This is a genomic window from Paenibacillus melissococcoides (genome assembly GCA_944800085.1).
Lineage (GTDB): Bacteria > Bacillota > Bacilli > Paenibacillales > Paenibacillaceae > Paenibacillus_B > Paenibacillus_B melissococcoides.
In genome coordinates, this window is sequence record CALYLO010000008.1 from 101799 (window position 1) to 126869 (window position 25071).

Annotated in this window: 24 protein-coding genes and 1 CRISPR repeat array; of the genes, 23 read left to right on the forward strand and 1 reads right to left on the reverse strand. The window is 59.5% G+C overall.

All coding sequences use genetic code 11. The features are described 5' to 3' along the window. The first annotated feature begins 768 nt into the window (after window positions 1–768). The 23 genes from OCY70_RS25345 to paaX all read left to right on the forward strand — a co-directional run bounded on the left by OCY70_RS25345 (window position 769) and on the right by paaX (window position 21716). Window positions 769–1773 (forward strand): ABC transporter substrate-binding protein, encoded by a 1005-nt coding sequence (locus tag OCY70_RS25345; protein ID WP_213427884.1) that lies wholly within the window; start codon window positions 769–771, stop codon window positions 1771–1773. A gap of 27 nt (window positions 1774–1800) precedes the next feature. After that, on the forward strand, window positions 1801–2757 hold the full coding sequence (locus OCY70_RS25350) for an ABC transporter permease (protein ID WP_213427883.1): 957 nt from the start codon (window positions 1801–1803) through the stop codon (window positions 2755–2757). Further along, a complete protein-coding gene (locus tag OCY70_RS25355) occupies window positions 2744–3532 on the forward strand; it encodes an ABC transporter ATP-binding protein (RefSeq protein ID WP_213427882.1) in 789 nt (262 codons plus the stop codon). The genes OCY70_RS25350 and OCY70_RS25355 overlap by 14 nt, the downstream gene beginning before the upstream one ends. 87 nt (window positions 3533–3619) lie before the next feature. Continuing rightward, window positions 3620–4708: a pyruvate dehydrogenase (acetyl-transferring) E1 component subunit alpha gene (gene pdhA, locus OCY70_RS25360; protein ID WP_249724944.1), complete on the forward strand. Its 1089-nt coding sequence runs from the start codon at window positions 3620–3622 to the stop codon at window positions 4706–4708. Continuing rightward, window positions 4705–5688: an alpha-ketoacid dehydrogenase subunit beta gene (locus OCY70_RS25365; RefSeq protein WP_213427881.1), complete on the forward strand. Its 984-nt coding sequence runs from the start codon at window positions 4705–4707 to the stop codon at window positions 5686–5688. Before pdhA ends, OCY70_RS25365 begins: the two co-directional genes overlap by 4 nt. Before the next feature lie 22 nt (window positions 5689–5710). Then, the gene (locus OCY70_RS25370; RefSeq protein WP_213427880.1) at window positions 5711–7009 is read left to right on the forward strand and encodes a dihydrolipoamide acetyltransferase family protein; all 1299 of its coding nucleotides are present in this window, start codon (window positions 5711–5713) and stop codon (window positions 7007–7009) included. Then, entirely contained in the window at window positions 7010–8452 is a 1443-nt protein-coding gene (gene lpdA / locus OCY70_RS25375) for a dihydrolipoyl dehydrogenase (RefSeq protein WP_213427879.1), read from the forward strand. Next, a complete protein-coding gene (gene paaA, locus OCY70_RS25380) occupies window positions 8445–9428 on the forward strand; it encodes a 1,2-phenylacetyl-CoA epoxidase subunit PaaA (RefSeq protein WP_213427878.1) in 984 nt (327 codons plus the stop codon). Before lpdA ends, paaA begins: the two co-directional genes overlap by 8 nt. After that, the gene (gene paaB, locus OCY70_RS25385) at window positions 9425–9766 is read left to right on the forward strand and encodes a 1,2-phenylacetyl-CoA epoxidase subunit PaaB (protein WP_213427877.1); all 342 of its coding nucleotides are present in this window, start codon (window positions 9425–9427) and stop codon (window positions 9764–9766) included. The genes paaA and paaB overlap by 4 nt, the downstream gene beginning before the upstream one ends. 1 nt (window position 9767) lies before the next feature. Further along, entirely contained in the window at window positions 9768–10601 is an 834-nt protein-coding gene (gene paaC, locus OCY70_RS25390; protein ID WP_213427876.1) for a 1,2-phenylacetyl-CoA epoxidase subunit PaaC, read from the forward strand. Window positions 10602–10616: 15 nt separating this feature from the next. Continuing rightward, a complete protein-coding gene (paaD, locus tag OCY70_RS25395) occupies window positions 10617–11117 on the forward strand; it encodes a 1,2-phenylacetyl-CoA epoxidase subunit PaaD (protein ID WP_213427875.1) in 501 nt (166 codons plus the stop codon). 132 nt (window positions 11118–11249) lie between these two features. Further along, window positions 11250–12710, forward strand: coding sequence for an NAD-dependent succinate-semialdehyde dehydrogenase (locus tag OCY70_RS25400; RefSeq protein WP_213427874.1), 1461 nt, complete (start codon window positions 11250–11252; stop codon window positions 12708–12710). Between the two features lie 47 nt (window positions 12711–12757). Next, on the forward strand, window positions 12758–13060 hold the full coding sequence (locus OCY70_RS25405) for an EthD family reductase (protein ID WP_087443198.1): 303 nt from the start codon (window positions 12758–12760) through the stop codon (window positions 13058–13060). Beyond that, entirely contained in the window at window positions 13057–13494 is a 438-nt protein-coding gene (locus tag OCY70_RS25410) for a PaaI family thioesterase (protein ID WP_213427873.1), read from the forward strand. The genes OCY70_RS25405 and OCY70_RS25410 overlap by 4 nt, the downstream gene beginning before the upstream one ends. A gap of 190 nt (window positions 13495–13684) precedes the next feature. Beyond that, entirely contained in the window at window positions 13685–14467 is a 783-nt protein-coding gene (locus tag OCY70_RS25415) for an enoyl-CoA hydratase-related protein (RefSeq protein WP_213427891.1), read from the forward strand. Window positions 14468–14478: 11 nt separating this feature from the next. Continuing rightward, window positions 14479–15834 carry a phenylacetate--CoA ligase family protein gene (locus OCY70_RS25420; protein WP_213427872.1) on the forward strand — a complete coding sequence of 452 codons (1356 nt, stop codon included), beginning with the start codon at window positions 14479–14481 and terminating at the stop codon, window positions 15832–15834. Then, window positions 15831–16610 (forward strand): enoyl-CoA hydratase-related protein, encoded by a 780-nt coding sequence (locus OCY70_RS25425; protein WP_213427871.1) that lies wholly within the window; start codon window positions 15831–15833, stop codon window positions 16608–16610. The genes OCY70_RS25420 and OCY70_RS25425 overlap by 4 nt, the downstream gene beginning before the upstream one ends. 14 nt (window positions 16611–16624) lie before the next feature. Continuing rightward, window positions 16625–17431 (forward strand): enoyl-CoA hydratase-related protein, encoded by an 807-nt coding sequence (locus tag OCY70_RS25430; RefSeq protein WP_213427870.1) that lies wholly within the window; start codon window positions 16625–16627, stop codon window positions 17429–17431. A gap of 3 nt (window positions 17432–17434) precedes the next feature. Beyond that, entirely contained in the window at window positions 17435–18313 is an 879-nt protein-coding gene (locus OCY70_RS25435) for a 3-hydroxyacyl-CoA dehydrogenase family protein (protein WP_213427869.1), read from the forward strand. Next, the gene (locus tag OCY70_RS25440; protein WP_213427868.1) at window positions 18303–19073 is read left to right on the forward strand and encodes a 3-hydroxyacyl-CoA dehydrogenase family protein; all 771 of its coding nucleotides are present in this window, start codon (window positions 18303–18305) and stop codon (window positions 19071–19073) included. Before OCY70_RS25435 ends, OCY70_RS25440 begins: the two co-directional genes overlap by 11 nt. Beyond that, window positions 19051–20250 carry a thiolase family protein gene (locus OCY70_RS25445; RefSeq protein WP_213427867.1) on the forward strand — a complete coding sequence of 400 codons (1200 nt, stop codon included), beginning with the start codon at window positions 19051–19053 and terminating at the stop codon, window positions 20248–20250. The genes OCY70_RS25440 and OCY70_RS25445 overlap by 23 nt, the downstream gene beginning before the upstream one ends. Before the next feature lie 60 nt (window positions 20251–20310). Then, entirely contained in the window at window positions 20311–20733 is a 423-nt protein-coding gene (locus OCY70_RS25450) for a thioesterase family protein (RefSeq protein ID WP_213427866.1), read from the forward strand. A gap of 128 nt (window positions 20734–20861) precedes the next feature. Continuing rightward, entirely contained in the window at window positions 20862–21716 is an 855-nt protein-coding gene (paaX, locus tag OCY70_RS25455; protein ID WP_213427865.1) for a phenylacetic acid degradation operon negative regulatory protein PaaX, read from the forward strand. Between the two features lie 1023 nt (window positions 21717–22739). After that, a CRISPR array of direct repeats spans window positions 22740–23101; the repeat unit is 32 nt; unit sequence GTCGCATCCTATGCGGATGCGTGGATTGAAAT. Between the two features lie 576 nt (window positions 23102–23677). On the opposite strand, the gene OCY70_RS25460 is transcribed toward paaX, so the two are convergent. Continuing rightward, window positions 23678–24976 (reverse strand): IS110 family transposase, encoded by a 1299-nt coding sequence (locus OCY70_RS25460; RefSeq protein WP_213427864.1) that lies wholly within the window; start codon window positions 24974–24976, stop codon window positions 23678–23680. Window positions 24977–25071 lie beyond the last annotated feature (95 nt).

The window sequence follows — 25071 nt, forward strand, 5'->3', positions numbered from 1 at the left end:
TCGCGTCCTGGCTGAAGTGCCTCTATGAATCGCAGCAGGATATCCGTCCCGGGAAGGCGCGCATCTTGGACTTATCTCGGTCAACAGCCAGAACGGTTATCTTGGCGGAGAGATGGAGCTTCATTCCACACCGGGAGAGGGGACAAGGATTACACTGCGGCTGGGCACCCCTTTTCGGCATAATCAGATTGGATTCATTTCACCGGAAGATGCGGCTTTACTGGTTCATAACGAGACGGGAGAAGTACGGCAAGAGATCGACCTTGATTGGCTCTATGCCATTCAAGTTTTTTTGATTTATAACGTACGCTATAACATAAATCACACTTTATATTTTTAAATATATCTAAATATTGACACTCATTATGACGCCGTGATATTATAACGTTAAAATAACGCACCATCGAAAAAACGTATTATAATTTGCGATGGACCTCAAGAAGAACCTCGATATCCGATAGCAAGCTCCAGCACGACAACGCGGAATCTACGCTATCTTTACACGCTTACGTAACATCTCCGCATCTATGCTATCAGGCAGCAGCGCTAAGCCTCGGGGGCAAGCGCACTCACATCATCCTTCCATGCGAACGCAGCACACAGACCTGCACGAACGAACTTTCCATGAAGCATCAGAGGAACACATTTCATGTCTCGATGACCGCAAGAGAGCTTTACACTCAGACAACTCGCCAATACGCTTTTTATCTATTTCTTATCTTGAAAGCGCAAACAATTACAATCCTTATTGTAAAGGAGCGAGATTGGATGAAACCGTTTTTTTCGATTGTTATGGTTTGTTCGCTGCTGCTGCTGGCGGCATGCGGGAACTCGAGCGAACCGAAGGACATGGGCAAGAACGACGACGGCAAAAAGATGGTCAAGATCGGCATTGCGCAGTACGCGAATCATCCTTCGCTGGATGGGGCGAGAAAAGGCTTTTTGCAGGCGCTGAAGGATGCCGGGTACGAGGAAAATGTCAATTTGCAGGTGGACTTCCACAATGCGCAGGGTGACATGAACAACAACCTCACGATAGCCCAAAAGCTGGTCGGCGATAAAAATGACCTGATCCTGGCGATCGCCACGCCGACCGCGCAGGCGGTTGCGAAGGCGACGAAAGACATCCCTGTTCTGTTCACGGCCGTGACGGATCCGGTCGCTTCGAAGCTGGTCGACAGTCTGGAGAAGCCGGGAGGCAATGTGACGGGCACGCGCGATACGAATCCGGACGCGATCAAGAAGACGATGGAGACGATCAAGAAATTTTTCCCAGAGGCCCGCAAGATAGGCGTCATTTACAATTCCGGCGAGCAGAACTCCGTCGTCAACATCGCTAACGTCAAGCAGGTGCTGCAAGAAGGCGGATTGGAGACGGTCGAGGCCGCCGTGACGAACAGCTCCGAGGTGAAGCAGGCCGCCGATTCGCTGGTAGGGCGCGCGGATATCATCTATCTCACGTCGGATAATACGGTCATTTCGGCGCTCAGCTCCGTTGTGTCGGTCGCGAATGACAAGGACATTCCGCTGTTCTGCGAGAGCAGTGAATCGGTGGGGGAAGGCGCGTTCGCATCGATCGGATTCCAGTACTACGATCTGGGCTACACGACAGGCAAAATGGCGGTGGAGGTGCTGAAAGGGGCATCTCCGGCAGACATCCCCGTCCAGTTCTCCGAGAAGCTCGATCTGATGATTAATCCGAAGGCGGCGGAGGCGCAAGGAATCACATTGACGGATGAGATGACACAAGGCGCAATCCTGATTGAGAAATAAGTCGTTCCAAATTAGGAGGATGCTATCGTGCTGTATGCGCTGACGGGTTCTTTGGAAGCAGGGGTCATTTACGCGTTGATGGCCCTGGGCGTTTACTTGACGTTTCGGATTCTTGACTTTCCCGATTTGACCGTCGACGGCAGCTTTGCCACCGGCGGCGCCGTGGCGGCGCTTATGATTACGTCCGGCTATTCCCCGCTCCTCGCCACATTGGGCGCGCTGCTGGCGGGATGCGTGGCAGGAACCGTAACCGGCCTGCTGCATACGAAAGGGAAAATCAATACGCTGCTATCCGGCATTATTTCGATGATTGCTTTATATTCGATCAATTTGCGGATTATGGGCAAGGCGAATACGCCGCTTTTGGGAGAGACTACCTTGTTCACGCAACTTGTCTCCTTCTTGTCCAGCCTGCAGCCGTTTGCCATTTTGGCAGCCGTAGGAATATTCGTCCTGCTCGTCAAATGGGCCATCGACTGGTTCCTGGATACGGAGATTGGCTTGGCGATTCGCGCCACCGGCGACAATGCGAAAATGATCCGCAGCCTCTCCGCGAACACCGACAATATGAAAATTATCGGGCTGAGCCTGTCCAACGGATTGGTAGCGCTATCCGGAGCGCTTATCGCCCAATACCAAGAATTTGCGGATGTCTCGATGGGGATCGGAATTATCATCATCGGCTTGGCCTCCGTCATTATGGGGGAAGCCGTCTTCGGCCACGCCTCCATTCGGCGGGCGACCTTCGCCGTAATCGGAGGAGCCATCGTCTATCGTCTCATTATTATGCTCGCTCTCCGCATCGGGTTGGATCCGAATGACCTGAAGCTGCTGACCGCCGCGATTGTCGTCGCCGCCCTTGTCATGTCGCGGGTTCTCGCTACATGGAAAGACAGACGGGTGAAGTCCTCTACGGAAGATGTTCCGCATGTGTCCATCGACATCGACCAGGGAGCAAGGGGGGAAAGCCATGCTGAAACTTGACGGGGTTCGGAAAGTGTTCAACCGGAGGACGGCGAGCGAGAAAATCGCTTTGCAACATATTAATCTGACGCTTCGCGAGGGCGATTTCGTGACGATTATCGGTTCCAATGGAGCCGGCAAGTCCACGCTCATGAATATTATCTCCGGCGGGATGGCGCCGGATAGCGGGAACATCGAGATTGACGGCGAGAACGTGACCGGTCTCTCGGAATTCGAGCGCTCCCGCAAGATTGGACGCGTGTTCCAGGACCCGATGGCCGGGACGGCGCCGACGATGACGATCGAGGAGAATCTGGCGGTCGCCTTCTCGCGTGAAAAGAGATGCACCCTGCACCGGGGCGTGAACAAGAAGCGGAAGGAGCTGTTCCGGGAAAGCTTGGCTTCGTTGCATCTCGGCCTTGAGGACCGGTTGTCGGCCAAGGCGGGACTGCTGTCGGGCGGCGAGCGGCAGGCGCTCAGCCTGCTGATGGCGACCTTCACGCAGCCGAAGGTGCTGCTGCTGGATGAACATACGGCCGCGCTTGATCCGGCCAGGGCGCAGTTGATTACGACGCTGACGAAGGAAGTTGTCGAGCGTTCCAACTTCACGACGCTGATGGTGACGCACAATATGCAGCAAGCCATCGAGCTCGGCAACCGCCTGATTATGATGGACGCCGGGGAGATTATTTTGGATGTGCGGGAAGAGGAGAAGAAGCATCTGACGATCGAGGTGTTGTTGAAAAAATTCGCCCAGTTGAAGGGAGTGGCGGATGACCGCTTGCTGTTGGGATAGATAAAAAAGGGGAAGGGAGCGGTAATGATGATTCAAAGTCAGGGGCATCCGTCTGCCCCGCCAATCGAAGAGCAGCCAGGAGCCGGGATGCGGCAGGAAGACATGCGCGGTCTGCTTGAGCCTTATCAGGTGCTGGCGCCGGACGGGGAGCTTCGCCACTCTATCGAGGGGGCCATTGACGAGGATCTGATGATACAAATGTACGAGAAGATGGTGCTGACACGAATGTTCGATCGCAAGGCGGTAAATCTGCAGAGGCAGGGCCGAATGGGCACGTACGCCCCCTATGAAGGCCAGGAAGCCGCGCAGGTGGGGAGCGCGCTGGCTCTGTCCCCCCATGATTGGCTGTTCCCCAGCTATCGCGATCACGCCGCCGCGGTGACGCATGGGCAGTCGCTTAGCCGCGTCCTGCTCTATTGGATGGGGCATATGGAAGGCTCCATCAGTCCGGAAGGCCGCCATATCATGCCGCCATGCGTGCCGATAGCCACGCATTTGACGCATGCGGTGGGCACGGCGTGGGCCGCCAAGCTGAAGGGGGAGAGTCAGGCGAGCATTGTGTACTTCGGCGAAGGGGCGACCTCGGAAGGAGACTTTCACGAGGCTTTGAATTTTGCCGGGGTGTATCAGACGGCTACCGTCTTCTTCTGCCAAAATAACGGCTACGCGATCAGCGTGCCGTTCCATGCCCAGTCCGCCTCGCGGACGATCGCCCAGCGCGCGGCCGCCTACGACATGCCGGGGGTGCGGGTGGACGGCAACGATGTGTTCGCCGTATGGCTGACCGTGCGCGAGGCGATTGAGCGCGGCTTGAACGGCGGGGGACCGACGCTTATCGAGGCGGTCACGTTCCGTTACGGGCCGCATACGACCAGCGACGATCCGCGCAAATACCGCGACCAGGCCCGGATCTCCGCCGAATGGAGGGAGCAGCGCGATCCGATAGAGCGCCTGAAGCTGCATCTCCTGAAGCGGGGTGCGTGGAGCGAGGAGCATGAGGCTCGCCTGATGGAGCGGGTCAGCGCCCTGATCGAAGCCGCGGTCGACGAGGCCGAGAGCTATCCGAAGTCCCGGCCGGAAGAGATGTTCATGCACGTAAGCGCCGATATGCTGTGGCCTGTAGCTGAACAGCGGGAACAGAGCGGCCTGTGTGCGGAAAGGCAGGGTGAAGCATGAGCCGGAGCTTAACAATACTGCAAGCGATTCATGAAGCGCTCGATCAGAAGCTGGCGGACGATCGGCGTGTCATGCTGACGGGCGAAGACATCGGCGTCAACGGCGGCGTATTCCGGGCGACCGACGGGCTGATCGATAAGTACGGCATAGAGCGGGTCGTCGATACGCCGCTGGCCGAAGCCGGCATTATCGGCTCGGCTATCGGGCTGGCGCTCAACGGCTTCCTTCCGGTCGTCGAAATTCAATTTTTGGCCTTTATCTATCCCGGCTTCGAGCAGATCATGACCCATGCGGCCCGCATGCGGTATCGGACGCGGGGACAGTACAGCGTCCCTCTCGTCATCCGCACGCCATACGGGGCGGGAATCCGCGGGCCGGAGCTTCATTCGGAGAGCGTGGAGGCGTTCTTCGTCCATATGCCCGGTCTCAAGGTGGTCGTGCCGAGCAATCCATACGATGCCAAGGGCCTGCTCATCAGCGCCATCGAGGATCCCGATCCGGTAGTTTTTCTGGAACCGGCCCGGATCTACCGCGCCTTCAAGGCGGAAGTGCCGGAGGAGATGTACCGCATTCCGTTAGGGAAGGCGAGCATTGTCCGGGAAGGCGAAGACGTGACGATGATTTCATGGGGGGCCATGATGCGGGTGGCGCTGGAAGCGGCCCGGCAGCTGGAGCGGGAGAAGGACTGGTCCTGCGAGGTCATCGATCTTCGCTCGCTGTATCCGCTTGATCGGGATGCGATTGCGGCATCCGTGAAGAAGACGGGGCGGGCGGTGATTGTTCATGAGGCGCACAAGACGGCCGGCGTCGGCGCGGAGATTGTCTCGCTGATCAATGACGAAGCGCTGATGTATTTGCGGGCTCCGATCCAGCGGATTACCGGCTTCGACGTGCCGGTTCCGCAGTTCTCGCTCGAAGACGTCTATGTTCCGACGGTCGAGCGGGTGAGAGAGGGAATCGCCGCAGCGATTCAGTTCTGACCGTTCAGGAGGAGGAACGCGAATGATAGAGTTCAAGCTTCCCGACGTGGGAGAAGGCATTCACGAAGGGGAGATCGGGAAATGGCTCATTAAGGAAGGGGAGCGGGTGGCCTGCGATCAGCCGATCGTCGAGGTGCTGACCGACAAAGTCAACGCCGAGCTGACCGCTCCGGCGGGCGGCGTCGTGCGCAAGCTAATGTTCGCCGAGGGGGACGCTGTCCGGGTAGGCGAGGTGCTGTTCGTGCTCGAAGCGGAGGGGCGCATTCCTGTGGAGGAAGCGGGGAAGGCGGAGCAGGCCGCTTCTGCGGTTGCCGCGGCCCCTCCGCCTCCGCTCGCAGCATCCGTGCCGCCGGCCGCACCCGCGGCCCCGGCAGGAAGAGTGCGCGCGGCCCCCTATGTTCGCCAGCTTGCGCGGCAGTTGAATGTCGACATCGAGCAGGTAAAGGGGAGCGGAGGGGACGGCCGCATTACCGAAGAGGATGTGCGGCGTCATGCCTCGGCAGGCACTGCCAAGGAAGCGGAAGGGGCTGACCTGCCGCAGATGAATGCGGTTCCGCCTGCGCGGGAGCGGACGGAGGCCGCTGCCCGGCCACAAGGTAGCGCACCGGCCTCCGCTTGCGCAGAGGAACGGATTCCGCTGCGGGGCGTGCGCTTGAAGATCGCCGAAAGGCTGGTCAAGGCGGCGACTATCATCCCGCATGTCACGCAGGTGGATGAGCTGGAGGCCGATGCGCTGCAGGCGCTGCGGGAACGTCTCCAGCCGCTGGCGGCCGAACGGCAGGTGAAATTGACGTACTTGCCGTTTTTTGTCAAGGCGATCGTCATTGCGCTCAAGGAATTTCCGTCCTTCAACGCGTCGCTCGACGATGAGACCAAGGAAATCGTCTTGAAGCGCTATTATCATATCGGGATTGCGACCGATACGCCGGACGGCCTGATCGTTCCGGTCATCCGGGACGCCGACCGGAAGACAGTCTTCGAGCTGGCGGAAGAGATCGGGGTGCTGGCGGAGCGGGCCCGCGCCGGGAAGCTGGCGCTGGAGCAGATTACCGGCGGCACCTTCACGATTAGCAACGTCGGGCCGATCGGCAGTCTGCTCGCGACGCCGATCATTAACCATCCGGAGGCGGCCATTCTGGCGCTGCACAAGATGGAGCCGCGCATGGTCGTGCGGAACGGGGAAGGCGTCATCCGCCTCATGATGAATATGGCGCTCTCCTTCGATCACCGGCTAATCGACGGGGCGGAGGCGATTCGGTTCACGAACCGGATCAAGCGGCTGCTGGAGCAGCCTGACTTCTTATGGGCGGAGATGGTATAGATGGTTGTCGGCGAAATTGCAGTAGAAACGGATGTTGTTGTCATTGGCGGCGGCCCGGGCGGGTATGCGGCGGCCATCCGGCTGGGCCAATTGGGGAAATCGGTCGTGCTGGCGGAAAAAGAGGAGCTCGGCGGCGTCTGTCTTCATTCGGGCTGCATTCCATCCAAAGCGCTGATTCATGCGGCCGGACTGTATGACGACGCCAGGTCGGCCTCCAAGCTGGGGCTGCGGCTGGACCCGGAGGCGCTTGCCTTCGATATGTCCGTCTGGCAGCAGTGGAAATCCGGCATCGTCGGCAAGCTGCGAAGCGGAGTGGCGCACCTCTGCGCCGCCAACGGGGTTACGGTCGTGAAGGGGAGCGCCGTCTTCCTGTCCCCCGACCGCGTCGGGGTGGAGACGGAATCGGGCTTCGAGACCTACAAGTTCCAGGAGGCGATCATCGCGACGGGATCGCGGCCATATATCCCGGCATTCGCGGCGGAGGGCGGTCCCCGCATCCTCACTTCGGCGGAGGCGCTGGAGTTGGAGAATCTGCCGGAGCGCCTGGCCATTATCGGGAGCGGCTATATCGGCATCGAATTGGGCATGGCCTTCGCCAAGCTCGGATGCCGCGTGACGCTCATCGAGCGGGAGGAGCGCATCATCCCGCTTGTGGACGGCAGCCTCGCCGCGGAAGTGAAGCGGCGCGCCGGCAAGCTGGGGATGGTCATCAAGACGGGGGCGGAAGTGCGCGCGGCTGTCGAGCAGGACGATCATGTCGAACTCCGCCTCGAATCGCGGCGGCATGGAGAGGAGAGCGTCCTTTGCGACAAGGTGCTGGTAACGGCCGGACGCGTGCCGAACACGGAGGGGCTCGGCCTCGGCCAGGCCGGGGTGGAGACGGATGAGCGGGGCTATGTTCCGGTCGACGCGGAGTGCCGGACCAATGTGCGCCACATCTTCGCCATTGGGGATATTACGCCGGGGCCCGCGCTCGCCCATCGCGCCGCGAGACAGGGCACGGTCGCCGCGGAGGTGATCGGCGGACTGCCTAGCGCCTTCGACTCGCCTTATGTGCCATACGTTATTTTCTCCGATCCGCAGATTGCGGGAGTGGGGCTGACGCGGGCGGAAGCCGAGCGGCAGGGCATGAAGGTGAAGACGGGCCGCTTCCCGTTCCGCGCCAACGGATACGCGCTGGCGGCCGGGAAGACGGACGGCTTCGCGGAAGTGGTCGTGGAAGCGGACTCCCGCCTGCTGCTGGGCATGCACGCGGTAGGCGCGGATGCCGGCAGCTTAATCGGCCAGGGCGCGCTCGCCCTCGAAATGGCGGCGAGAGCGGAAGACGTCGCCATGACGGTGCATCCGCACCCGACGCTGAGCGAAGGCTGGCTGGAAGCGGCAGCCGCCGCCTTGGGGCATGCCATACACATTGTGAACGAGAGGAGGCTGGAAGATGAGTAATCGGACGGACCCGGATAGAGCATCGGACGACGAGCGTCTGGCGCATTTCCTGAACCGGATTGACCGGGGCGACAAGATTGAAGCGGACGATTGGATGCCAGACGATTACCGCAACCAGTTAATCAAGCTGATATCGATGCACGGCGTGAGCGAAATTATGGGCGCGCTGCCGGAGAAGGAATGGGTCCCGAAGGCGCCGACGCTGCGCCGCAAGCTGGCGATCATGGCCAAGGTGCAGGATGAGATGGGGCATGGACAGCTGCTGCTGCGCGTCGCGGAGGATCTGATGGCGCCGCTCGGCCAGACCCGCGAAGATCTGCTGCGCAATCTGTTCTCGGGGAAGCTGAAGTTCCACAACGTGTTCCATATGGAGGCGCCCACATGGGCGGATGCCGGCGTCATCGCCTGGCTCGTCGACGGCGCGGCGATCATTACCCAGACGATGTCGCTGGAGACATCCTACGCGCCGTATGCCCGCGCGCTCCAGCGCATCTGCGCGGAAGAGAAATTCCATGCCCAGCACGGGGAGAGCATCGTGTTGGAGCTGGCCGAAGGGACGCCGGCGCAGCGCCGGATGCTGCAGGAAGCCGTGAACCGCTGGTGGCCTTCCTTGCTGATGTTCTTCGGCCCGCCGGAAGGCGGGACCGTGTCCAGCAATCAGCAGCTGAATATGCGCTACAAGATTCGTTCGCAGACGAACGAGGAACTGCGGCAGGCCTTTTTCCATAAATATGTGAACCGGATTTTTCATCTGGGCCTGACGCTTCCGGACGACACGATCCGTTATGACGAAGCGGAGGGTATCTGGCATTACCGGCAGCCCGACTGGGACCGCTTCGTGCAGATTGTGCGCGGGAACGGGCCATGCTCGGCACAGCGGCTGCGGCTGCGGAAGACATCCTACGAAGAAGCGGAATGGGTGCGCGACGCGATGCTGGCGCCCCGCATAACCTATGCGGCGGGAGGGGCGATATGAGCAGCGAACGGAAGGAGCAATTTTCTATTTACGAGGTATTCAGCCAGAAGAGCCCCTCCGCCAGTTTCATGCACCAGTTCAGCTTGCTGGCGCCCAATCCGGAAGCCGCGCTCCTGATGGCGCGGGAGAACTTCATGCGCCGCGAGCCCTGCATAAATATCTGGGTCGTGAACCGCGACGATATTCACGGGCTGACGCCGGAGGAACGGGGAAGCCTCGAACGGCTGGACAACAAAAGCTACCGCGAGACGAAGGGCTATGGCGATGTGCAATCGAGGTGGCGCCGCCACAAGGAAGCGTACGATAGCAAGGCGGATACCGCACGGAAGGAGGGCTGACATGGCGGAGCATATTGGCGCAGAGTCGGCGGAAGAGGCCAATCGCAGCCTGGAGTATGCACGGGCCTTACAGGAATTGTTGTTTCAGATTGCAGACGATGACTATATTTTGGCGTACCGGGGATCGGAATGGCTGGGGCTGGCCCCTCACATCGAAGAAGATGTCGCCTTTTCGTCGATGGCGCAGGATATGATGGGGCATGCGGCGATGCTGTACGGGATGCTGGAGGAGCTGGGGGCCGGCAAGGCGGATGATCTGGCCCATTTGCGCAGCCCGGAGGCGTTCCGGAATGCCATTCTGGTCGAGCGTCCGAACGGACCGGGCGAGTATGCGGATGAGCCGCATTATGACTGGGCTTACGCAATTGCCCGCTGCTGCCTGTACGGCCTGTTCAAGGACATCCGGCTGGAAGCGTTGACCCGGTCTTCGTATGTGCCGCTGGCGCAGACGGCAGGCAAAATGCGGCGCGAGCATCACTATCACCGGCGGTATTGGCGCTCTTGGTTCACGCGGCTGGCAGACAGCACGGACGAGGCGCGCTTGCGGTTGAACGCGGCCGTGGCCCAGGTGTGGAGCGATGTCGGCAGCCTGTTCCCGCTTGGCAGCGGGGAGGAGGCAATCGTCCGCTTCGGGCTGAGCATAGGCGGCGACGAATTGGCGTGGCGCTGGAAGACGGCGGCGCAGGGCTTGTTCGAAGCGAGCGGGCTCGCTTGGCCGGGAGACTGGGCCATCCCTGCCAGGAATGGGCGCGATGGGCAGCATACCGACGATCTGGCGCGAGCCGTTGCCACCTTGTCGGAGGTGTACCGGATTGATCCGGCGGCTGGCTGGTAAAGGGGGCGGTTCGTCGTGACGCAGCATACCCGGCAGTTGCCGACGGGGCTCGAAGAACGAATCTGGACCCTGCTGCAGGAGGTCAAAGATCCGGAAATCCCCGTCATCAGCATGAGCGAGATGGGCATGATTCACAGGGTGGTGATCGGCGAGGGGGCGGTGGAAGTGGAGGTGCTGCCGACCTTCATCGGCTGTCCCGCTCTGGAGATGATGAAGAGCGAAATTCAGGAGAAGCTGCTCTCCATCGAGGGCGTGCGCGAGGCGAACGTCCGCTTCCTGCAGGAGCCGGCTTGGACCTCGGATCGGATCAGCGACGAAGGCCGGGAGAAGCTGCGTTCGTTCGGCATCGTTGCCCCGCCGCGCGGCTGTACGCCGGGCGAGGAGTGGGAGGTGCGGTGCCCCTACTGCAATTCGCCATACACCCGCATGGATAATATGTTCGGTCCGGCGGCTTGCCGCAGCATTTTATATTGCAAGCACTGCAAAAATCCATTCGAAGCCTTGAAAGTGTTGTAAGGGGCAGAGCAAGCATAGGAAGCAGTAGACAATGACAAACAAGCAAGGCCAGTCAAGGAAAATATCGCGCACGAATGCGCGGCCTCTGGAGCGGAGCAAGCTGCAGAGGAAGAGGGAGGGTATCCGGTTACGATGGAAAAAAGCATGCAGACTGTGGAAGTGAAGTCGATGTTCATTAACGGAGAATGGACGCAGGCGCAGGGCGGCGGCACGCTCCGCGTCATCAATCCGGCAACCGGGGAGGAGGTCGGAACCGTAAGCTATGGCGACGTCACGGACGCGAGGGCTGCCATCGATGCGGCCCATCAAGCCTTCCCAGGCTGGTCCCGGCTGACCGCCCGCGAGCGCTCGAAATATTTGTATCAATTATATGAATTGGTGCGCATCCACCGCGATGAGCTGGCGGGCATCATCTCGGCCGAGATGGGCAAGCCGCTGCGGGAGGCCAAGGGCGAAGTGCTGGGCGCGGCCGACAACTTCATGTGGTATGCGGAGGAAGCGAAGCGGGTGTACGGCGAGACGATTCCGTCCTCCGTGCCGAACAAGCGGATTATGGTCAGCCGCCAGCCGGTCGGCGTCGTCGGAGCGATCACGCCGTGGAACTTCCCGGTCAATATGGTCGCGCGGAAGATTGCGCCCGCGCTGGCCGCGGGGTGCACCGTCGTCTTGAAGCCGGCGGAGAGCACGCCGCTGAGCGCGATTCGGCTCTTCGAACTGATTGCGCAAGCCGGCTTCCCGGCGGGAGTCGCCAATCTGGTCATCGGCCAGCCGGATGCGGTCGGCCAGGAATTGCTCGACAATCCGAAGGTGCGCAAAATCGCCTTCACCGGCTCGACGCGCGTCGGCAAGCTGCTGATGGAAGGGGCGGCTAAGCATGTCAAGCGGGTCAGCCTGGAATTGGGCGGGCATGCGCCATTCATCGTGTTCGAAGATGCGGATCTGGACGCGGCGGTCGCAGGGCTCTTCGAGAGTAAGTTCCGCAACTCGGGGCAGATGTGCATCTGCACGAATCGCCTGTACGTGCACGAGTCTGTGGCCCAGGCGTTCAGCGCCAAGCTGATCGAACGGCTGCGCAAGGCGAAGGTCGGCGACGGCCGCAGCAAAGAGACGGAAATCGGCCCGCTCGTCAATCAACGGGCGCTCGATAAAGTGCTGCGCCATATCCAGGATGCCCGGGACAAAGGCGGGCAGGTCGTGTTCGGCGGCAAGCGCTTGACGGAGGGCGAATACGGCAAAGGCTTCTATTGCGAGCCGACCGTGATTGCCGGCGTGACCAAGGAGATGGAGATTGCGTCCGAGGAGACGTTCGGTCCGGTCGTCCCGTTGATGACATTCACGGATGAAGCCGCCGTCATCGAGATGGCGAATGACACGCCATACGGCTTGGCCGCCTATGTGTATACCCGGGACAACAGCCGCTGCTTCCGCCTGGCGGAGGCGCTGGAATACGGCATCGTAGGCATTAACGACGGTTCGCCGACGCAAACGCAGGCGCCGTTCGGCGGCTGGAAGGAGAGCGGGCTCGGCCTGGAGGGCGGGCGCTACGGGATGGACGCCTTTTTGGAGACCAAGTTCGTCTCGTTCGGAATGTAGCATAGGATGGTAGGGATTGATTTTGGTGGATAAGGGAGGACATATTCATGGTCAAATTAATAGCTATTTATCGCAAGCCTGAGGATGTCGAAGCGTTTAACGAGCATTATTTCCAGACCCACGCCCCGCTGGCGGCGAAGATGCCGGGCCTCGTGAAGATGGAGGTGGGAACGATTTATGGAACGCCTATGGGCGAGAGCGATCTGCACCTCATTTGCGAGATGTATTTTGAGTCGAAGGAGGCCTTGAAGGCGGCCTTGTCGTCCCCGGAGGGCAAGGCGTCGGGCAAGGATCTGATGGGATTCGCCGGCAAAGTGGTGTCGATGCATATGGCGGAGGTTCACGAGTGAGCCAGCCGACGCGCCGCAACCGGTTTAACGATTTGCTCGGAATCGAGGTCTTGCAGCTTCAGCGCGACGGCTGCGTCATGCAACTGCATATCCGCCCCGATCTCCACAATAGTCTTGAAGGCGTCGTGCACGGCGGCGTGACGAATACGCTGGCCGACGTCGCTATGGGTCATGCGGCTGCGCCCCCGGTCGACGGGGTGCAGCAATGCGTGACCGTGGAGAGCAAAATCAATTATTTGTCCCCGGCCATCGGCGAACGGCTCGTCGCGGAGTCCCGCGTACTGAAGCGCGGGCGCAATCTGATTGTGACGGATGTGCGGATCACCTGCGACGGGAAGCTCGTCGCCGTCGCCTCCGGGACCTATGCTCGCATCAACCCGGAACGCGGGGAAATGCCGGCCCCGGAGCAGGCTAAGGCCGAGGGACAGGTATAATGCCAAGGGGGAGAAGGAGTATACCGAGCCGATAGAGCGGCGGGAAGAGAGGGGGCTGAACGAATCGATGGAGATGCAGGAGCAAGCGCGGGAGCAGGAACGGGAGGCAGGGCAGTCCATGAAGCAGGCCATGGCTCACTCCACGGATCAGTCCAAGGATCGGTCCATGGAGCAGTCTGTGGGGCAGTCCATGGAGCAGTCCGTGAAGCTGGAGCGCCACGGTCAGGTCGCCATCATTACGCTGAATCGGCCTGGCGAACTGAATGCCTTCAATTATGAGGCCTTGGTGCGGCTGGGCGGGATCGTCGAGGAGATCCGGCAGGACCGCCAGCGGATTCGGGCCGTCATCGTGACGGGCGCGGGCCGCGCCTTCAGCGCGGGGGCCGATCTGAAGGAACGGCGCACGCTGAACGAGCAGCAGGTGCGCCGCAACGTGCGCGCGATCCGTGATGTGTTCACCGCCGTCGAGGAGCTTCCGCAGCCGACGATCGCGGCGGTGAACGGATATGCGTTCGGCGGCGGCTTCGAATTGACGCTGGCCTGCGACTTCCGCTTTGCGGTCCGGGATGCCCGCATGGGACTTACCGAGGTGAGCCTGGGCATCATTCCCGGGGCGGGCGGAACGCAGCGTCTGCCGCGGCTCATCGGACCGGCGCGAGCGAAGGAGCTCATCCTGACCGCGCGGAAGATTACCGCCGAAGAGGCGCTTCAATACGGGCTGCTGAGCGGAATAGCCGAGGATGCGGAGCAGCTCCGCCGGATGGCGCTCGAATTGGCGAATGAGATTGCCGCCAATGCGCCGCTCGCGGTGTATCAGGCCAAGTATGCGGTGAACCGGGGCGGCAGCGTTGATCTGCACTCCGGCTTGGAGGTGGAGGCGCAAGCCTACGAGATGATTATCCCGACGAAGGATCGGGCAGAGGCGCTGGCAGCCTTTGCGGACAAACGAAAGCCTGTCTTCCGTGGGGAGTAGGAGGGTAGCGCGTGATATTCAATGCCGAAATGGAAACGATGCCGCGCGAGCGGATGCGGGCGCTCCAGCTGGAGAGACTCCGGCACACCGTCAAGCGGGCCTATGACCGGGTGCCTTTTCATCGTGCGGCGCTGGATCGGGCCGGCCTGACGCCGGAGGACATTCGCGGTCTGGAGGACCTCCGCCGTCTGCCGTTCATGCAGAAATCCGATCTGCGCGATCATTATCCGTTCGGATTGTTCGCGGCCGAGATAAGCGACGTCGTGCGCATCCACGGCTCATCCGGCACGAGGGGCAAGCCGATTGTTGTCGGTTACACGAAGCGGGACATTGAAGTCTGGGCGGAGATTGTCGCCCGCGCCATTTGCTGCGCGGGCGGCCGGCCCGGGGATATTTTTCACAACGCGTATGGTTATGGCTTGTTCACGGGCGGCCTGGGCCTGCATTACGGCATCGAGCGCCTGGGCGCGGTCGCCGTGCCCGTGTCGGGAGGGAATACGCCCCGTCAGATTACGCTCATTCAGGATTTCAAGCCGCGCGGCCTGTCGGGCACGCCGTCCTATATTTTGAATCTGGTGGAGGAAATGCGCAAGCAGGGCATCGACACGCGGGCGACGAGCGTCGAGTACGGCATTTTCGGCGCGGAGCCGTGGTCGGAGGAGATGCGCCGCCATCTGGAGGATGCCCTCGGCATCAAGGCAATCGACATCTATGGCTTGAGCGAGGTGCTCGGGCCCGGCGTCGCGATCGAATGTCAGGAAGCGCAGGATGGTCTGCATATTGCCGAGGATCATTTTTTGGCGGAGGTGGTCGATCGGGATACGGGCGAACCGCTGCCGTACGGGCAGGAAGGCGAGCTGGTGTTCACTTCGCTGACCAAGGAAGCGTTCCCGGTTATCCGGTACCGGACGGGCGATATTGCGTCGCTTCACCCCGGCATATGCAAGTGCGGCCGCACGACGAGGCGGATGTCGCGGATTAAGGGAAGAGTGGACGACATGCTGATTATCCGCGGCGTCAACGTCTTCCCGACCGAGCTGGAGGCGGTGCTGCTCAACTTCTCCCAGCTCGCTCCCCATTATCAGGTCGTCATCGAGCGGGACAATGCCCTCGACCGCTTCGAGGTTCATTGCGAGCTTACGCCGGAATTCCGGAGCCGGGTAGGCGGAGTTCGGGAGAGCGGGGAAGTGGCCGAATTGGTGAAGGAGATCGGCAAGGCGATCAAATGCTCGCTTGGCGTCTCGGTCCTGCTGCATGTGAACGAGCCGAATTCGATCGCGCGCAGCGAAGGCAAAGCCGTCCGCATCGTCGATAACCGCAAGCGGGCGGCAGCCGTTCAAAAAAGCGAAGGAGTGGAGGCGGGATGACGAAGCTTGGCAGCTATGTGACCGTGTCGTCGGACGGAGCGGTGGGCGTGCTCGCCCTGAACCGGCCTGACGTGCTGAATGCGTTGAATCGCGAGCTGATGGAGGAGCTCGTGGCGGAGTTGGAGCGGATGGACCGGGACGAGGCCGTGAAGGCGATCGTCATTACGGGAAATGATCAGGCCTTCGCCGCCGGAGCGGATATTAAGGAAATGGCGGATGAATCCGCCGTATCGCTGCTGCGGAAGCGGCAGTTCGATGTCTGGGATCGCATCGGCGGCATTGCCAAGCCGATCATCGCCGCCGTGAGCGGGCATGTGCTCGGCGGAGGCTGCGAGCTGATGATGAGCTGCGATCTCGTCGTCGCCTCGGATACGGCGCGCTTCGGGCAGCCGGAGATTCGGCTTGGCGTCATGCCCGGCGCCGGCGGGACGCAGCGCCTGACCCGTGCGGTGGGGCTGCGCAAGGCGATGGAGCTGCTGCTGACCGCGGACACGATGACGGCGGAAGAGGCCCTGCGCCGCGGATTGGTTAACAAGGTGGCGCCGGTCGAGCTCTATCTGGAGGAGGCCCTGAAGCTGGCGCGCCGCATTGCCGCCCAGCCGCCGCTGGCGGTTCGCCTCATCAAGCAGGCGGTCCGCAAGGCGCAGGATCTTCCGCTGGCCGAAGGGCTGGATTATGAGCGCCAATGCTTCCATCTGCTGTTCGCGAGCGAGGATCAGAAGGAAGGCATGCGCGCTTTTCAAGAGAAGCGAAGTCCCCAATTCAAGGGCAGATAGGAGGAGACATGGCCGTGTACGAGACGATTCTGTATGAAGTATCGGCGGGCGTGGCCCGGATCACGATGAACCGGCCGGATAAGTACAATGCCTTCACCGGGCGGATGATCGCCGAAATGATCGATGCGTTCCGCCAAGCGGGCAAAGACGCGGCGGTGCGCTGCGTCATCCTGACCGGGGCGGGCAAAGCGTTCAACGCGGGACAGGATCTGGGCGACGTGCCGGGAGCAGGCGGGCAAGCTGCAGACGGGCGAGCCGCGGCCGGGAATCATGGCGACATGCTGCGATCGCGCTACAATCCGCTGATTATGCAGATCCGCAGCACGGAGCTGCCGGTGATCGCGGTCGTGAACGGGGTGGCGGCAGGAGCGGGGATGAGCCTCGCTCTCGCTTGCGACCTGCGCGTGATGTCCGAGCGGGCTTATTTCGTCAGCGCTTTCGTCAATATCGGGCTCGTTCCCGACTCGGGGGGCTGCTACTTCCTGCCCCGTCTCGTGGGCCTGGCCAAGGCGATGGAGATTGCTACGATTCGGGATCGCGTCACGGCGGAAGAGGCGCATCGAATCGGTCTCGTCAATCGCATCTGTTCCGCCGAACGGCTGGACGAGGAAGCGGACGCGCTTGCGGTTAAGCTGGCTCAGCTTCCGACGCGGGCGATCGGGCTGATGAAGCGGACGATGAACCGGGGGCTGGAGACGGATCTGGCGCAGACGCTGGAGCAAGAGGCGTATGCCCAGGAGATCGCCGGGCGCACGGAGGATCACCGGGAAGGCATGCAAGCTTTTCTGGAAAAGCGGCCGCCCGCGTTCAAGGGGGTGTAGCCGATGGAAGGCCATATTGCCGGGAGCAGCCCTGGCGCGGTCGGCATTGTCGGCGCAGGCACGATGGGAGCGGGAATCGCTCTCGTCTGCGCCCGGCGGGGCCGCCGCGTCTATTTGCAGGACATTAAGCCGGAGGTGCTGGATGCCGCGCAAGCCTATATCGATTCCATCCTGGCGAAGGACGTCGCGAAGGGGAGGATCTCCGAGGAGGAGAAGCGGAAGACGTATGATCTCGTCGAGCCGGTGCAGGACATGGCAGCGTTAAGCTCATGCCCGATCGTCATCGAGGCGGTTCCCGAAAAGCTGGAGCTGAAGCGCTCCGTGTTCGCCCGCTTAACGGAGCTGTGCGGCAGCGAGGCGCTGCTGCTGAGCAATACGTCCTCCCTCTCCATTACGGAGCTTGCGGCGGTCTTGCCCCATCCGGAGCGCATCATCGGCTTTCACTTTTTCAACCCCGCGCCGGTTATGCCGCTAGTGGAAGTCATTCGCGGGCACAAGTCGGGGGACGCTTGCGTCGCCGCCGCGCGCCGGTTCGCGGAAGAGCTGGGCAAGGTGCCCGTGCTGGCGGAGGATTCGCCCGGCTTCATTGTGAATCGCGTCGCTCGTCCCTACTATAATGAAGCGCTGCGCATCATGGGCGATCGGGTGGCTCGCCCGGAGCAGATCGACCGCATTATGAAGCAGGCCGGCGGCTTCAAGATGGGGCCGTTCGAGCTGCAGGACCTGATCGGCCTCGACGTGAATCTGGCGACGACCGAATCGGTCTACACCCGCTTTTATCACGAGAGCCGCTTCAAGCCGAGCCGCATCCAGCAGCGCATGGTGCAGGCGGGGAGCTTGGGCAGAAAGACAGGGGAGGGATTTTATCCATATGACCAATAATGCGGTCCTGTTGGCTGGAGCCAGCCCCTTTCGCGACGGCTTGCACGCGCTGCTGGAACGAAGCGGTTACCGGGTCGTGTCCCTGGCGGAGGCGGAGGAGAGCGGGGGTTCTCTCCCGGTGCGGTATGGCATGGAAGTAACCAATGATGATGCGGCGGAAAAACAGGCCAACATCGTGAGGATGGATCGGCTGCTCGGTCCGGCGGTGCCGATCACGGCTACCTCGCTCGCTCTCGCCGCCACCGAGATTGCGTCGTGGTCTGCCCGGCCGGAGCGGATATGCGGCTTCGGCACGTTCGCTCCGATCGAGGACCGCGGTCTGATCGAACTGGCTCCTGCCCTGCAGACGTCGAAGGAAGCGGTCCGTGGTCTGGAGGAGCTGTTCCGCACTCTGGGGAAGGAGGTGGAGATCGTGGAGGATGAGGCGGGGCTCGTCTTCCCGCGTATTCTCGCCTTGATCGTCAATGAAGCCGCCTTCGCCCTAATGGAAGGGACGGCTTCCGCCGCGGATATCGATACGGCCATGAAGCTGGGAACCGGATATCCGCACGGCCCGCTCGAATGGGCCGACCGCATCGGGCTGGATGACGTGCTGGCGGTCCTGCGCGGGCTGCACCGCGATCTGGGCGAAGAGCGGTATCGCCCGGCGCCGCTGCTGCGCAAGCTGGTGCTGGCAGGCCGGCTCGGCCGGCGCAGCGGTCAAGGTTTCTATTCCTATGAGATTGGGGGGGAACGAGATGGGAACACCTGTAATCATTGATGCGGTGCGGACGCCGATCGGACGCTACGGCGGAGCGCTCAAGGATGTGCGCGCCGATGATCTGGGCGCGCTCGTCATCCGCAGCCTGCTGGAGCGGAATCCGGTCGGCCCGGAGCGGATGGACGGCGTCATCCTCGGCTGCGCGAACCAGGCGGGGGAGGATTGCCGCAATGTTGCGCGAATGTCGCTGCTGCTGGCCGGGATGCCGGTCGAGGTGCCGGGCGTGACGGTGAACCGCCTGTGCGGCTCCGGCATGGAGGCTGTCCATCAGAGCGCCTATGCGATTATGGCGGGGGCGGGGCACGCGTATATCGCCGGGGGAACGGAGAGCATGACGCGGGCTCCGTATGTGATGTTGAAGCCGGAAGCGGCCTTTCAGCGGGGGCATCAGCAGATCTATGACACCACTTTGGGCTGGAGGATGACCAATGACAAGCTGGCCGCCCTCTATCCGCCGATCAGCCTGGGGGAGACGGCGGAGAACGTAGCGGAGCAGTACGGCATCACCCGGGAGGCGCAGGATGAGTTCGCGCTCTCCAGCCAGCGGAAATATGCCGAAGCCCAGGCGGCGGGAAGATTCGCGGCCGAGCTGGTGACGGTGGAGGTAACCGGGCGCAAGGGCGAGATCACGCGGTTCAAGCAGGATGAACACCCGCGCCCCGAGACGACGCTGGACCAGCTCCGGAAGCTGAAGCCAGCCTTCAAGCAAGGGGGAACCGTGACGGCCGGGAACTCGTCGGGTCTGAATGACGGGGCGGCGGCGCTGCTCATGATGGAGCAGGAGACGGCTCATTCGCTTGGACTGCGGCCGCGCGCTCGCGTGGTGGCTTCGGCGTCTGCCGGCGTCGATCCGTCCGTGATGGGAATCGGCCCCGTGCCGGCCGCGCGCAAGGCGCTCCAGCGGGCGGGGCTGACGACCGGGGATATCGATCTGTTCGAGCTGAATGAAGCGTTCGCCGCACAGACCGTTGCCAGCATGCGCGAGTTGAACATCGATCCGGAACGGGTGAACGTGAACGGCGGCGCGATCGCGATCGGCCATCCGCTCGGGTGCAGCGGGGCCCGGATTTTAACGACGCTGCTCTATGAGATGGAGCGCCGGGAAGCCCGTTACGGCTTGGCCGCGATGTGCATCGGCGTCGGGCAAGGCATCGCCACCATCATCAAGCGAGTATGACTGGATTAGGGCAACGAGAATGGACACGGTTGATTGTTAGCCAGGCGAGGAGGAATCGACATGAAGCCAGGATTGATTCCGGGCGCCGAAATTTCTTTTGTCGTGACTGTCACCCCGGATATGCGCCCGGCTTTTGACGGCATCGTCATTCACGAAGTAATGTCCACCGTCTCGATGATCTACTATATGGAGAAGGCAGGCCGCGAGATGATTGTTCCTTTTCTGGAGGAAGAGGAAGAAGGATCGGGGTTCGCCCTCAACATTAAGCATATAGGGCCGGCCGTGGTCGGGCAGGAGGTGACGTTCCGCGCCGTCTGCACCGAGGCGGGGCCGAAGCGCATCATCTGCGAGGTGACAGCGGAGACGACGTTCAATCTGGTCGGGACGGGAACGTTCACGCAGGCGATCTTCGACAAGAGAACGATGGCGGACCGGTTTGCGGCCCTGCGCCGCAAGGTGGAAGAAGAGCAGAAGGTGATCTGACGGCATAAGCGGCGGTTCCTCCACTCCGGCGGCGCCCCCCATTTTGCTTGAGCTATGGAGGGGCAAGTGATACAATTTGACAAAGATGCAGCATTTGGCAATCATACGAACGACTAGGAGTGGTGAACATGAGGCCGCAATCCATGCTGTTTACCATATACGGCGAGTATGTACGTCATTATGGCAGTGAAATCTGGGTCGGGAGCCTGACCGGCCTGATGGGGGAATTCGGCTTGACCGAACAGGCCGTACGGGCCGCCATCTCCCGGATGCTGCGCCAAGGTTGGCTGGAGTCGCGCAAAGTGGGGAACCGCAGCTATTATTCCATGTCCCCGCGCGGCAAGCGGCGCTTGAACGAGGCGGCGGCCCGCATCTATAAGCAGGAGACGGATACGTGGGACGGCAAGTGGTGCATTGCCAGCTACAACATTCCCGAGAAAGAGCGGGGGATACGGGATCAGCTTCGCAAGGAGCTGGCATGGCTCGGCTTCGGCATGCTGACGACAAGCACCTGGATTAGCCCGAATGATCTGACCGACAAGGTGAGGGATATCGTGGAATCTCGCGGGATTTCCGGATATGTGGAAATTTTCAGGGCGGACCATGTCGCTTGGAGCGAGCCTGGACAACTGGTGCAGAAGTGCTGGGACATCGATGAGATCAATGCGGCTTACGCCGAGTTCATTGAGGCGTACCGTCCGAGCTATGAGAGATTGCGGGCGATGACGGAGCAGGGGGAAGCCGTGCCTGACGGCTATTGCTTCGTAGAGAAGACAAAGCTGGTCCATCAGTACCGGAAGTTCCTGTTCATCGATCCCGACTTCCCTGAAGAGCTGCTGCCGGATGTATGGCTGGGCAAGGAAGCGGATCAATTGTTCCAGAACTACTACGATTTGCTGCACCCGGGCGCCAGCCGCTTTTTTGAGCAAGTCTATGAACCTTCGCCCGATGCGCTTTCGGTTCGCGACAGGGAGCATGCCTGAATGAGGCCCGTAAGGGAATATGACCGTAATGACGGCCAGGCGGACCTCCCGAATTTCCGTTCTTTCCGGCCTTTTGCGGCCTTTTTGCTTCCATGCTTTAACGTAGGGTCGCATTAGTGCCGGATATTTTTATGAAGGCTTTTGCTAACCATAGCAGGCATACGCCGGGATATCCGACTGAATGTACTCTTTTCTTTATTGATATGAGATACTGCATGTTCTAACTGTCTGAAAAGTTACCCATCACGACGAGCGGCTGATCCGCAGCCTGATCGATTCGATGGGGAGATGCGTATAGCCAGGCTGCATAAAAGTATCTTCTTGGCACACTTGTCCGTGATATACTAAGAAGTATGGTGGCGAAGCATGCCAAAGTTGGCCGAGACATTCGCACGGCCACTTCGGTGCGAATGTGAAGTGCACATGAAATCCCCGGGAGATTCGCACCAAATGTATTGAAATAATATCCAACAAAGTTAATTTATTTTGGTTTATTGAAGCTAAACTGATTTGTTTTCTTAAAGTTTTAACCAAGAAACGATTGTTTTGGTATGTTTTGTGCTATTTTTCGCTGTCGCATCCTATGTGGATGCGTGGATTGAAATTTAAGCTGATTGGCTACCCCATTCTCACATGCTTGTCGCATCCTATGTGGATGCGTGGATTGAAATTCGCTCAACCCCACAACCACACCATGCTCGTCCCGTGTCGTATCCTTATGATACCTTGCTTTCTTCTTGAGTCAGTCGGGCCGATTCGTTGGATACTTTGTTTGCCTGTGATATACTGGGCAAAGGAATGGTAAGAGGGGATGCCCAAACACGAAATAAGAGCGACATGTCCATTAACGACAGGTGCGAATGTGAAGTGCACATGAAATCCCCGGGAGATTCGCACCAATTTTATTGAAATGTTATCCAATAAAGTTAATTTATTTTGATTGTTGAATCTAAATTGATTTGTTTTCTTGAAGTTTTTAACCATAAAACAGCTTTTTTTGTATGTTTTGTGTTATTTTTCGCTGTCGCATCCTATGCGGATGCGTGGATTGAAATCACATGTACATGTTTATACCTCCCCGCGTACGCCCGTCGCATCCTATGCGGATGCGTGGATTGAAATCCCCTCAATTAAAATAGCCCCCACGCTGCCGTGGTCGCATCCTATGCGGATGCGTGGATTGAAATTCCTAATACCTTCTGCCGCGTTATTACTTGGAAGTCGCATCCTATGCGGATGCGTGGATTGAAATATCATCTGTCGGCGGCACCGGCTCGCCCGTAGCGTGTCGCATCCTATGCGGATGCGTGGATTGAAATCCGACATATGCGCTCGATGAAAACCCGGGCGGTCGTCGCATCCTATGCGGATGCGTGGATTGATCTTTAAACGCTGGCGGAGCACCGTCAAGGGGTAAATGTCACGTCCTAAGTGAATCCTTGCTAAACTGACTTGACGAGTGTTTACTTGCTCTAATCGCTTGGTACAAAATCGGTTGTTGGAGATGATAGGTGTTTGAAGGGATGAAGCGGTCATTGGGGTTCTATTGCGAGAGCCGCCCCAATAATCTTTCTAGTCCTCCTCCCACTATAAAGTAATATTTTCTCCTGTTTTCTCGCTCATTCTTAATATTTCAACAATTGACAGATTGAGAGGCGAGGGTAGCAAATGTGTTAATAGTCCCTTTTCCAGTAAGAGCGTAGGCAGGAATAGAGCTTAGGAATGTTTTTCCAAAACTTGGGTCGAATTATGATCGCACAGTGGATTTCCACGTCTGGGGTTTACCCTCCCATGTCACGCTGGGTCTATGCCCTCACATTCCTTCGTTCTACCTCTCAAGGGGTGGGATGCCGATTCTTGCTCCTTTACGGGGTCGTTGCCCTTATGGAATGTTGTTCGTCGGCTTCTCCGGTGCTTCCGTTGTCATTGTTGTACACATTACAGGCTATTGCTTCTTCTGATTAAGCTGCCTCTAGCTGCATCTGGCTTTGTCGAACAGGGCCAAGCATTTCATCGGCATTGTAGGCTCGTTGCTTTGTCCCCAGGGTATGGAGAACACGTATGAGTTTTCCACACAGAGCGATGAGGGACTGCTTCTTCTTGAGCGGATTTTGACTTCGGTTCGTGTAATGCTTTTGCAGTGTTTTAAACGCTTCATTCTTGGCCAACATGGGCATCACAGCACGGAACAGCAGCGCACGCAAGCGTGAACGCCCGCGCTTGCTTATTCCCGTTTTTCCCTTTCGTTTGCCTGAACTGTTTTCTTTCAGGTTTAGTCCTGCTAGTCGTATGATTTGCTGGCCATGATCATAGTTGCTCAGATCTCCAACTTCTGCCAGAAAACCGGCTACGGTGACCGTTCCAACCCCTGGCACGCTTAGCATGTGCTCTGCTCCAGGGATATTCTCAAGGATCTGCGTCACTTCTTTCATGATCCCTTCAAGCTGCTCACGGAACAATTCAAATTGCCCTAACAAGGTGCTTAGCTCGATTCGGGCGGCTGCCGAACCTTCTGTTAGCCCAATGGAGGCCGCAGCGGCGGCAACCAGTTTCTCTGCCCGTTTGATGCCTACGCCGCGCTTTACTTCCGTCTTCCAGTGAGCCAAGACCTCTCTAGCGCTCTTGGATACGATGTCCGATGGAAGCGGAAACGACCGCATCGTCATGAGCGATGTCTTGCCATCCCAGTCTTTACATACGGTGCTGTATTCCGGGAAGAACCGGTCAAACCAATGGCCAATGCGGCCTTTTACTTGCGTCAGGCTTGCAGATACCTTCTCCCGCAGGTTCATAAGGATTCGTAAATCTGCATACTCCTTCGTCGGCAGCTTCGGCTCGGAGTATTTCCCGTTTCGAATAAGATCCGCGATGACTTTAGCATCCTTGTAGTCACTCTTCGTCTGAGAGTTGTCCTCCAACTCTTTGCTCTTGTTGACATGATGCGGATTTACGACGACGATTTGAATGCCTTGCGCATGAAGATATGCCGCTAGCGGAAACCAGTAGTGTCCGGTTGGCTCGATGCCAAACACAATGTCTGTCTTGCTGTGTGCTTGCCCAAGCTCCTTCATCCACGTTGTTAGCTTCGTTAATCCTTGTTGGTCGTTAGGGAACACGCAATCTTTACCCAGTTCAATGCCCCGGAAATCCACGGCACGTGCGACGTGAATTTTCTTGGCGATGTCTGCACCAACGACTAGCGTCGAATCGGTAATTCTTGTGATACGTTGATTTTGTTTCTGTTTTAGCTTATGCTTCATGATGAGTGCCTCTTTTCGTATTGGGTTGTGTTCTTTGGCGGAACGTTTCCCAGTATACTAGAGGCGCTTTTTTCGTTTAAAGCTCAAATTACTTC

Bases quoted from the DNA above. Each gene is read 5' to 3' on its own strand.
- paaA (WP_213427878.1), top strand. From the start codon at position 8,445: ATGAGTAATCGGACGGACCCGGATAGAGCATCGGACGACGAGCGTCTG.
- pdhA (WP_249724944.1), top strand. From the start codon at position 3,620: ATGCGGCAGGAAGACATGCGCGGTCTGCTTGAGCCTTATCAGGTGCTG.
- OCY70_RS25400 (WP_213427874.1), top strand. From the start codon at position 11,250: ATGGAAAAAAGCATGCAGACTGTGGAAGTGAAGTCGATGTTCATTAAC.
- OCY70_RS25435 (WP_213427869.1), top strand. From the start codon at position 17,435: ATGGAAGGCCATATTGCCGGGAGCAGCCCTGGCGCGGTCGGCATTGTC.
- OCY70_RS25445 (WP_213427867.1), top strand. From the start codon at position 19,051: ATGGGAACACCTGTAATCATTGATGCGGTGCGGACGCCGATCGGACGC.
- OCY70_RS25460 (WP_213427864.1), bottom strand. From the start codon at position 24,976: ATGAAGCATAAGCTAAAACAGAAACAAAATCAACGTATCACAAGAATT.
- OCY70_RS25370 (WP_213427880.1), top strand. From the start codon at position 5,711: ATGATAGAGTTCAAGCTTCCCGACGTGGGAGAAGGCATTCACGAAGGG.
- OCY70_RS25365 (WP_213427881.1), top strand. From the start codon at position 4,705: ATGAGCCGGAGCTTAACAATACTGCAAGCGATTCATGAAGCGCTCGAT.
- OCY70_RS25405 (WP_087443198.1), top strand. From the start codon at position 12,758: ATGGTCAAATTAATAGCTATTTATCGCAAGCCTGAGGATGTCGAAGCG.
- paaX (WP_213427865.1), top strand. From the start codon at position 20,862: ATGAGGCCGCAATCCATGCTGTTTACCATATACGGCGAGTATGTACGT.
- OCY70_RS25440 (WP_213427868.1), top strand. From the start codon at position 18,303: ATGACCAATAATGCGGTCCTGTTGGCTGGAGCCAGCCCCTTTCGCGAC.
- OCY70_RS25345 (WP_213427884.1), top strand. From the start codon at position 769: ATGAAACCGTTTTTTTCGATTGTTATGGTTTGTTCGCTGCTGCTGCTG.
- paaB (WP_213427877.1), top strand. From the start codon at position 9,425: ATGAGCAGCGAACGGAAGGAGCAATTTTCTATTTACGAGGTATTCAGC.
- OCY70_RS25355 (WP_213427882.1), top strand. From the start codon at position 2,744: ATGCTGAAACTTGACGGGGTTCGGAAAGTGTTCAACCGGAGGACGGCG.
- OCY70_RS25450 (WP_213427866.1), top strand. From the start codon at position 20,311: ATGAAGCCAGGATTGATTCCGGGCGCCGAAATTTCTTTTGTCGTGACT.
- OCY70_RS25415 (WP_213427891.1), top strand. From the start codon at position 13,685: ATGGAGCAGTCCGTGAAGCTGGAGCGCCACGGTCAGGTCGCCATCATT.
- OCY70_RS25425 (WP_213427871.1), top strand. From the start codon at position 15,831: ATGACGAAGCTTGGCAGCTATGTGACCGTGTCGTCGGACGGAGCGGTG.
- paaC (WP_213427876.1), top strand. From the start codon at position 9,768: ATGGCGGAGCATATTGGCGCAGAGTCGGCGGAAGAGGCCAATCGCAGC.
- lpdA (WP_213427879.1), top strand. From the start codon at position 7,010: ATGGTTGTCGGCGAAATTGCAGTAGAAACGGATGTTGTTGTCATTGGC.